The sequence below is a fragment of the Dactylosporangium sucinum genome (genome assembly GCF_014647515.1).
Lineage (GTDB): Bacteria > Actinomycetota > Actinomycetes > Mycobacteriales > Micromonosporaceae > Dactylosporangium > Dactylosporangium sucinum.
Genome location: NZ_BMPI01000073.1, coordinates 45,228 through 53,871, shown reverse-complemented (window position 1 = coordinate 53,871; position 8,644 = coordinate 45,228). Strand labels below are relative to the sequence as shown.

The following is an 8,644-nucleotide window of genomic DNA, read 5'->3' as shown; positions in this document are numbered from 1 at the left end:
CGGCCGCCTGAGCTCCACCCTGAGCCCAGCATGAGCGGCCTCCTCCGCTTCGCTCCGGAACCACTCATGCGCCCTCCTCCAGCATCTCCTGGGCCGGGTTGTAGTAGCCGGATTCGCGGCGGGCGACGCCGTCGAGGCCTTTGCCCCGGTCGGCGGGGCGGCGCATGATCCCGAACGTGCCGTCGGCGATCGCTTCGAGCAGCCCCTCGTCGCGGATCTTCCCCAGCAGGTCGACGGCCTCCCGCAGTACCGTCGCCGCCCGTTCCCGGATGAACGGGCCGGGCGTGAAGTCCTCGTGGAGGTTGCCGGCGGCCTGCCGCACGTAGTGCACGTTCTGCAGGGCGATGTCCCGGTCCGACAGCCAGGGCGTGACGACCGCCTCGGTCATCATCCCGACCAGCAGGATGCCCTGGCCGGTGAGCATCCCGGCGAGGTTGAAGAACCCGTTGAGCAGGTTGCCGCGGAACACGTCGCCGGTCATGTGCTTCGTCGGCGGCATCCACTTCAGCGGCGCGTCCGGGAACAGCTCCCGCGCCAGCAGCGCGTGCGCGAGCTCGAGCCGGAACGACTCGGGCAGGTCGGGGTTGATCTCGAAGGCGTGGCCGAGGCCGAGCTGCCGGTCGGCGAGCCCGGCCTCGTGGGCGAAGTACTCGTTGAGCAGCTGCGACACGGTCACGGTGTGCGCGGCGTCGACGGCGTCGGCGGTGGTGAGGTAGTTGTCCTCGCCGGTGTTGATGATGATCCCGGCGCGGGCGTGGATCTGCCGGGAGAACCGCTGGTCGACGAACGTGCGGATGGGGTTGATGTCGCGGAACAGGATGCCGTACATCGAGTCGTTGAGCATCATGTCGAGCCGTTCGAGGCCGGCGAGGGTGGCGATCTCCGGCATGCACAGGCCTGACGCGTAGTTGGTCAGCCGCACGTACCGGCCGACCTCCTTCGACGTGTCGTCGAGAGCGGCCCGCATGAGCCGGAAGTTCTCCTGCGTGGCGTAGGTGCCGGCGAACCCTTCGCGGGTGGCGCCCTCCGGCACGTAGTCGAGCAGCGACTGGCCGGTGGAGCGGATGACGGCGATGACGTCGGCGCCGGCCCGGGCGGCGGCCTGCGCCTGCGGGATGTCCTCGTAGATGTCGCCGGTGGCGACGATGAGATACACCCACGGCGTGCGCGGCGGGTCGCCGTGGCGTTTGACGAGCCGCTCACGTTCCTTGCGGCGCTGGTCGATGCGCTGGATGCCTTTCCTGACGGCACTCGCCGCCGCTTTCCGGACATTTCCGGTTTTTGACGGTACCTCGAAGCGGACGCTGCCAGCCGCCGCCTTCTGCGCCAGCAGCGTCAGATCGGCGTGGCCCTCCCGGCGCAGCGCGTCGAACACCGGCACCGCCACCCCGTGCCCGAGCCCCACCTGGGCCCGCACGGCGTCGACGAGCCGGTTCACCCACGGGATGCCGTCCGGGTCGGCGCCGGCGACCCCCGCCAGGCGCAGCACGGCCCGCTCCACCGACACCGTCGTGTGCTGCCGCGCCAGATCGACGACCGGCTGCCCGGCCGCGGCCGCCAGCCGCCGCGCCTCGGCCACGACCGCGCTGTCGAGCCCGAGTTTCCCGCTCACCGCACTGCTCTCCTCACTGCGTGTGGATCTCCTGCCCGCGCAGGACCGTGGCCCGCGCCGCGGGCGTCACGTCGGACGCCAGCACGGCCGGCAGGTCGCTCGTGGTGTCCCAGATCGCGAACGTCGCCGACCAGCCCGGGTTGAGCACACCCTCGTCGTCGATGCCGACGGCCCGCCACCCGCCGCGGGTGTGCGCCGCGAACGCCGCCCGCGCCCCGATGCGCTGCACCGGGTTGTGGTGGCGCAGCGCCGCCCGGCACGACCCCCACGGGTCGAGGTCGGTGACCGGCGAGTCCGAACCGAACGCCAGCATCACCCCCACCCCGGCCAGGGAACCGATCGGGTTCGACGCCAGCGACCGCTGCACCCCGAGCCGCTGCGCGTACATGCCCCGGTCACCGCCCCACAGCCGGTCGAACGCCGGCTGGACGCTGGCGACCACCCCGAAGTCGACCAGCTGCGCGATCAGCTGCTTGTCCAGCAGCTCGACGTGCTCGATGCGGTGCCGGCCGGTCCGCAGCCGGTCGACGCCGACCTGCTTCGCCGCGCCGGCGAAGCCCCGCAGTACCGTCGCGATCGCCTGGTCGCCGATGGCGTGGAACCCGCCCTGCACCCCGTGCCGGACGCAGCCGACGAGGTGCTCCGTGACCTGCTCGGCGGTCAGGTAGCCGTGCCCGTGGTCGTGCTCGCCGTCCTGGTAGGGCTGGCGCAGGTGCGCCGTGCGGGCCCCGAGCGCCCCGTCGGCGTACAGGTCGCCGGCCGCACCCCGCGCGCCGAGCTCCTTGGCCTTCGCCGCGGCGCCGACCTCACCCCACAGCCCGTACACCTCGGGCAGCCGCGGCCCGTGCGACATGGCGGCGACGAAGTCGTCCTCGCCGGACGTGCCCGGCCCGCCGCACTCGTGCACCGACGCGATCCCCAGCTCGGCGGCGTTGCACAGGGCGGCGCGCTGGGCCTCGCGGACCTGGTCCATGGTGATGCTGCCGAACGCGGCCTCCCGCACGACGTGGTGCGCGTCGCGGCGCAGCCACCCACCCGGGTCGTACCCCACTGCCTGCTTCGCCTCGTCGGTCAGCAGCCGGCTCGAGACCAGCGCGGCGTGGACGCAGGTCCGCGACAGGTACACGGCCCGCCCGCCACCGGCCCGGTCGAGCTCCTGCGCGGTCGGCGTGGTCTGGTCGGCCCAGCCGGACTCGTCCCAGCCGTGCCCGATGACCACGGCGTCCGGCGCGAGCCGCTGCGCGTGCGCGGCGACCGCGTCGAGGACGTCGCCGGCGGATACGGTACCGCCGAGATTGAGGCCCTGCAGTGTGAGCCCGGTCGCGGTGGTGTGCACGTGCGCGTCCACGAACGCCGGGGTCACCAGCGCGCCCTGCAGGTCGACGACCCGGTCCGCCCCGGCGGGCGCGTCCTGGTCGGGCCCGAGCCACCCGATCCGGTCACCGTCGACGAGCAGCGCCGTGGCGAACGGGTCGGCCGGCGTCAGGACCCGGCCACCACGGTAGAGGGTTCTCATGGCGCCCAGTCTGCCAACCGCGCCTCGAACAGCGCCCGCACGCCCGGGTCGGATCGCAGCAGCCGCAGCGCATACCCGGCGTGGCCAGGCACGTAGCCGTTCCCGATGATCATTGTCACGTCGGCCGCGAGCCCTTCGGCGCCGAGCGCCGCCGCCGGGAACGACGTGGCCATGGAGAAGAACACGACGGTGCCGCCGTCCGCGGTCGCCAGGATCGCCGCATGCTCGCAGCCGGGCACGTCGACACAGACCACGGTCAGGTCGGCCGGCCCGCCGACCCGCTCGAGCGCGGCGCCCAGCCCGACCGCGTCCCGCGCGTCGGCGACGACGACGTCGTCGGCGAGCCCGGCGGCTTCGAGGCGCTCCCGCTCGGCGTCGTCGCGCACCACCCCGATCGTCCGCACGGCCACCTGCCCAGCACCACCGCTCGCCGCGGCCACGTCCCGCGCGGCAGCGAGGGCCAGCGATCCGCTCTTGCCCGCCGCGCCCAGCACCGCGACCCGCACCGGCCCCCTGTACCGATCTTGCAGTTGTGGTGCCTCCTTAACCGGGACATCTTCCAATGAACCCGGCACCACAACTGCAAGATCGGCGCGGCTGGGGGGCGGCGGCGGGGCGGCGAGCATCGTGCGGAGGGTGCGGGCGACCAGTGCCGGGCAGCCGCACACGTCGAGGACCGCCAGGGACAGCTCGGGGTCGAGGTCGTCGGGCAGCACCGCGGCGATCGAGCGGGCGAACAGGATCGCCGTGCCGTCGCAGGGGACCTGTTCGCCGCGGCCGTCCCAGCGGGCCAGGCCGTCGGTGATCCGCAGCGGGGTGAGCGTCAGCGACACCAGGGTCGCGACCCGGTCGCCGGGGCGCAGGCCGAGCGGCGACGCCGGGCCGGCCTCCTCGACGGTGCCGATGAGCATGCCGCCGGAGCCGGTGACCGGGTTGTGCATCTTGCCGCGCTCCTCGACGATCCCCAGGACCGCCGCGCGGATCTTGTCGCCGTCACCGCCGTGCTCGCCCACGAGCTGGCGGAAGCTCGCCGCGTCGAGGTTGAGCCGCTCGACCCGCACCCGCACCTCGTCCGCACCGACCTCCGGCGACGCGTCGAGCCGGTGCGCGGCCTGGGGCAGCACACCCGCCGGCTCAACCACCCGATGCAACCCGATCGGCGAACCCATTTCCCGCACCACCCAAGCATCACCGTAGAATTTCCGGCACAGTAGCGTGATTGCAGAATATCTTTCAAGTCCCGGCGTTGCCCGCCGATAACGCCAACACATGCTCGACCAGCGCGATCAGCACCGCCTTGCTCGACTCCCGGTCCCGCGCGTCACACAACAGCAACGGCACGTGCCCGTCCACGTCCAGCGCCTCCCGCACCTCCGCCGCCGAGTACGCCACCGCGTCGTCGAAACAGTTCACCGCCACCACGAACGGCGTCCCCCGCCGCTCGAAGTAGTCGATCGACGGGAAGCAGTCAGCCAGCCGCCGCGTGTCCGCCAGCACCACCGCCCCCAGCGCACCCAACGCCAGCTCGTCCCACAGGAACCAGAACCGGTCCTGCCCCGGCGTCCCGAACAGGTACAGCACGACCTGCGACCCGATGGTGATCCGCCCGAAGTCCATCGCCACCGTCGTCGTCGACTTCGCCTCCACCCCCGTCAGGTCATCGGTGCCGACACTCACCGCCGTCAGCGACTCCTCCGTCTGCAACGGACGGATCTCACTCACCGCACCGACCAGCGTCGTCTTCCCCGCACCGAACCCGCCCGCGACCAGGATCTTGATCGCCGCCGGAACCGGCCGTCCCGCCGGCTGCCCGCCCGGCTGCCTCGCCGACCGCCCCGCCGGCCCGTCAAAGCGCACGGAGTCCATCGATCACCGCCCGCAGCACGTGCTCGCTCGGCAGCCCCGCCGAAACCGGAGGCTGGTACAACTCGATCAACCCCTGCCCCAGCAGGTCACCCAGCAGCACCCGGACCACGCCCAGCGCCAGGTCCAGATGCGCCGACAGCTCCGCCACCGCCAACGGCTCCCGCGCCCAGGCCAGGATCGCCCGATGCTCCGGCTGCAACCCGAACCCACCGCCGTCCGCCGCCCGGCTCGCCACCACCATCGCCACCACGTCGAACCCGCCCGACGCGGGCACGACCCGGCCACCCGTCATCGCATACGGCCGCACCACCGGACCCGCGTCCCGGTCCACCCACGCGTACTCCGTCCACGGCTCCGCCCGCAGGTCCCCCCGCGGCCGCTCCGGCCACCGGTACTCCCCCGGCCCGTCCCCGAACCCCGGCTCCGGCGGCAGCGGCGGGAACCCACGGTCGGCCGCATGCCGGCCCGGCGGATCCGTCATCACGCACCCGCCGGCCGCGCCGACGCCGACAGGTTCTGCCCCACCCGCTGCACCAGCATCGCCATCTCGTACGCGATCAGCCCGATGTCCGCGTCCGCCTCCGCCAGCACCGCCAGGCACGCACCCCGCCCGGCGGCCGTCACGAACAGGAACGCCGACTCCATCTCGATGATCGTCTGCCGCACCGGCCCGCCCCCGAAGTGCCGCCCGGCCCCCCGCGCCAGGCTCTGGAACCCGGCCGCCACCGCCGACAGGTGCTCCGCGTCCTCCTGCGTCAACCCACGCGACGCGCCCATCATCAGCCCGTCGACCGACAACACCACCGACTGCCGCACCGCCGGCACCCGCCCGACAAGATCATCCAGCAGCCAGTTCAACCCGCCGCCGTGGCCCTGCGCCACCGTCATGCCGCTCCCCCGCCCGAACCGGCGCCGCCCGCGACCCCGCCCCGCTCCCGGCCACGCTCGCCACCCTGCGCGCCGCCCCGTTGGCCGCGCCCGTCGCCGCCCTGATGGCCCGCGTCCCGGTCCGGCTCCCGGCCCGGTCCGTGGCCCTCCTCGCGGCCCAGGTCGCCGCCGTGCTCGCCGCCCAGGTCGAGGCTCGCGTGCCGCCCCCGGGCCGTGCCCGCCTGGAACGACGACATCATCCGGCGCAGCTCCTCCGGCGACCGCGACCCGGCCTCCTCGGCGCTGAACACCACCGTCGCGTCGTCCTGCAGCTGCGGCACCAGGCTCTGCTGCCGCACCCGCCTCGGCAACCCGCGCGGCCCGTCCCCGCCCACGCCCACCGACGCCACCGCCGGCCCACCGAACCCACCACCACGCTCACGGCCCGCGCCGGCATACCCGGCCGGCTCAGCCACGGCCAGCTCAGCCCCGCCCTGATCGGCACCGCCCTGATCGGCACCGCCCTGATCGGCACCGCCCGGATCGGCCCGCTCGGCAGCGGCACGGCGCTCGGCGCGCTCACCGCGCCGCGGAAGGTCGGCCCGGCTGCCGTTCACCAAGGCACCGGCCGTCGCAGCGCCGCCGGTGTCATGCGCCCGGCTCGGCGGCAACCACGAGAACGGCTGCTGCGCCGCCGACTGCAACGGCTCCCGCGCAGCCTCCCGCCGCGCGTCCGCCACCGCATCCAACGCCGACCCCACCTGCTGCCGTGCCTCCACCTGCCGTGACCCCGCCGGACCGCCGGCTTGACCACCCGCCGGGCGGCCCGCGGGCAGCGCCGGCTGCGCCGTCACCAGCTCGACGGGCAGGAGCGCGACCGCGGTCACCCCGCCGTACGGCGAAGGACGCAGCACCACCCGCACCCCGTGGCGCGCCGACAGCTGCGCCACCACGAACAGCCCCAGCCGGGCACTGTTCGCCGGGTCGAACTCCGGCGGCTCCGCCAGCCGGCGGTTCGCGTCCGCGATCGCCGCCGGCGCCATCCCCAGGCCCCGGTCCTCGATCTCGATCACGAAACCGTTCGGCACCACCTGGCCCGACACGTGGACCCGCGTGTGGGGCGGCGAGAACGACGTCGCGTTCTCGATCAGCTCCGCCAGCAGATGGATCACGTCACCCACCGCCCGGCCCACGACCGCGCCCTCACTCACGTGCAGCACCTGCACCCGCGCGTAGTCCTCGACCTCCGACACCGCACCCCGCACCACGTCGATCACCGGCACCGGGTTGCGCCAGCCCCGCCCGGGCGTCGCCCCCGCCAGGATCACCAGGTCCTCCGCGTGGCGGCGCATCCGCGTCGCCAGATGGTCGACCCGGAACAGGTCCGCCAGGTCCTCCGGCTCCGACGTGCGCCGCTCCATGCCGTCCAGCAGCGACAGCTGCCGGTGCAGCAGCGTCTGGCTGCGCCGCGCGATGTTCAGGAACACCTCGTTCATGCCCCGGCGGACCGCCGCCTCCTCGACCGCCGACGCCACCGCCGTGCGCTGCACCGAGTTGAACGCCTCACCCACCTGGCCGATCTCGTCCGTGCCCAGCCGCAGCGGCGGCGCCTCCGCCGCCACATCCACCTCGTCGCCCCGGCGCAGCCGCGCCACCACCGACGGCAGCCGCCGGTCGGCCAGCTCCAGCGCCGCCCCGCGCAGCCCGTCGAGGCGCCGCGCCAGCGACCGGCCGATCCGCACCGACAGCACCAGCGACCCGGCCACCGCCAGCAGACCCGCCACACCGGCCAGCACCAGCCGCAGCACGATCCGGTCCGACGCCTCGCCCGCGTGCCGCACGTTGTCCCGCTGCACCGCCGACCGGAACTCGCTCAGCTGCCCGTTGACCTGGTCCATCGCCGTGCGCCACGCCGCCGCGTCCAGCCCCGGCGACTTGCCCGGCGCCGTGGCGACCAGCCGGTCCTCCAGGCCCTGCAGCGCCACCCACGCCGAACCCGACACCAGCCGCTGATACTGCACCTGCTGCTCCACCGACAGCAGCGTCGCCGCATAGGGCAGGATCAGCCGCACCTGCCCGACATACGTCACCACCTGCGCGTGGTCCTCGACCGTGAAGTCGCCCTCCGCCACGAAGCCGGCGACGAGCGCGTCCTCCTCGCTCAGCAGCTCCCGCACCATGCTCAGCACGAACACGCCCCGGGCCTCCTCGGCCACCGCCGCGTCCCCGTGGTCGGCGAGCGCCTCGAAGATGTCGTAGGTCGTGGTGATGATCGCCGAGAACCCCTGGCGCGCCGCGTCCGGCTCACCACCCGCGTCCGCCGCCTGTCGCAGCGCCGCCAGCCCGTCCAGGGCCTCGCCCGCGCCCCGCACCGCCAGCGCCGTCTCCTCCGACGCCGCGTCCCGCGCCGCCGCCGACCCCGACTCCTGCCGGAACCGCGCCACCGCCGCGTCCGTCTTCGCCCGCTGCGCCGCCAGGTCCTGCGCCGTCCGGCCACCGCCGGCCAGCACCAGCGTCGTCACCATCCGCTCCGCCTGCAGCTCGTTGACCATCGCCTCGGCCGGCGCCCCGATGCGGTCCTCGACCGTCGCCGCACCCCGCAGGTCCAGCGCGTCGGGCAGCGTCACACCCACCACGAACAGCCACAACGCGACCAGCATGGCCAGCGGCACGGCCATCATCGCGGTGATCTTGGCGCGGACGGACCAGCGGTTCTTCATCGGACCTTCAGGTGCGGATCAGGAGCGGAATCGGTGCGGCCAACCTATGCGGGGGCACCGACA

Annotated in this window: 7 protein-coding genes; all 7 read right to left on the bottom strand. The window is 74.0% G+C overall.

What is annotated here, in order from left to right; genetic code table 11:
• Positions 1-64 precede the first annotated feature (64 nt).
• Positions 65-1,612, bottom strand: a complete 1,548-nt coding sequence (gene kamD, locus IEZ31_RS46065) for a lysine 5,6-aminomutase subunit alpha (RefSeq protein ID WP_190256491.1) — start codon at positions 1,610-1,612, stop codon at positions 65-67.
• Between the two features lie 13 nt (positions 1,613-1,625).
• Entirely contained in the window at positions 1,626-3,128 is a 1,503-nt protein-coding gene (locus IEZ31_RS46060) for an amidohydrolase (RefSeq protein WP_190256490.1), read from the bottom strand.
• On the bottom strand, positions 3,125-4,297 hold the full coding sequence (gene kdd / locus IEZ31_RS60395; protein ID WP_190256489.1) for an L-erythro-3,5-diaminohexanoate dehydrogenase: 1,173 nt from the start codon (positions 4,295-4,297) through the stop codon (positions 3,125-3,127). The genes IEZ31_RS46060 and kdd overlap by 4 nt, the downstream gene beginning before the upstream one ends.
• A gap of 64 nt (positions 4,298-4,361) precedes the next feature.
• On the bottom strand, positions 4,362-4,994 hold the full coding sequence (locus IEZ31_RS46050) for a GTP-binding protein (RefSeq protein ID WP_190256488.1): 633 nt from the start codon (positions 4,992-4,994) through the stop codon (positions 4,362-4,364).
• Entirely contained in the window at positions 4,975-5,358 is a 384-nt protein-coding gene (locus IEZ31_RS46045) for a DUF742 domain-containing protein (RefSeq protein WP_190256500.1), read from the bottom strand. The genes IEZ31_RS46050 and IEZ31_RS46045 overlap by 20 nt, the downstream gene beginning before the upstream one ends.
• Positions 5,359-5,474: 116 nt before the next feature.
• On the bottom strand, positions 5,475-5,882 hold the full coding sequence (locus IEZ31_RS46040) for a roadblock/LC7 domain-containing protein (RefSeq protein WP_190256487.1): 408 nt from the start codon (positions 5,880-5,882) through the stop codon (positions 5,475-5,477).
• A complete protein-coding gene (locus tag IEZ31_RS58415; protein WP_190256486.1) occupies positions 5,879-8,581 on the bottom strand; it encodes a sensor histidine kinase in 2,703 nt (900 codons plus the stop codon). Before IEZ31_RS58415 ends, IEZ31_RS46040 begins: the two co-directional genes overlap by 4 nt.
• Positions 8,582-8,644 lie beyond the last annotated feature (63 nt).

Bases quoted from the DNA above. Each gene is read 5' to 3' on its own strand.
- IEZ31_RS58415 (WP_190256486.1), bottom strand. From the start codon at position 8,581: ATGAAGAACCGCTGGTCCGTCCGCGCCAAGATCACCGCGATGATGGCC.
- IEZ31_RS46040 (WP_190256487.1), bottom strand. From the start codon at position 5,882: ATGACGGTGGCGCAGGGCCACGGCGGCGGGTTGAACTGGCTGCTGGAT.
- IEZ31_RS46050 (WP_190256488.1), bottom strand. From the start codon at position 4,994: ATGGACTCCGTGCGCTTTGACGGGCCGGCGGGGCGGTCGGCGAGGCAG.
- IEZ31_RS46060 (WP_190256490.1), bottom strand. From the start codon at position 3,128: ATGAGAACCCTCTACCGTGGTGGCCGGGTCCTGACGCCGGCCGACCCG.
- kdd (WP_190256489.1), bottom strand. From the start codon at position 4,297: ATGGGTTCGCCGATCGGGTTGCATCGGGTGGTTGAGCCGGCGGGTGTG.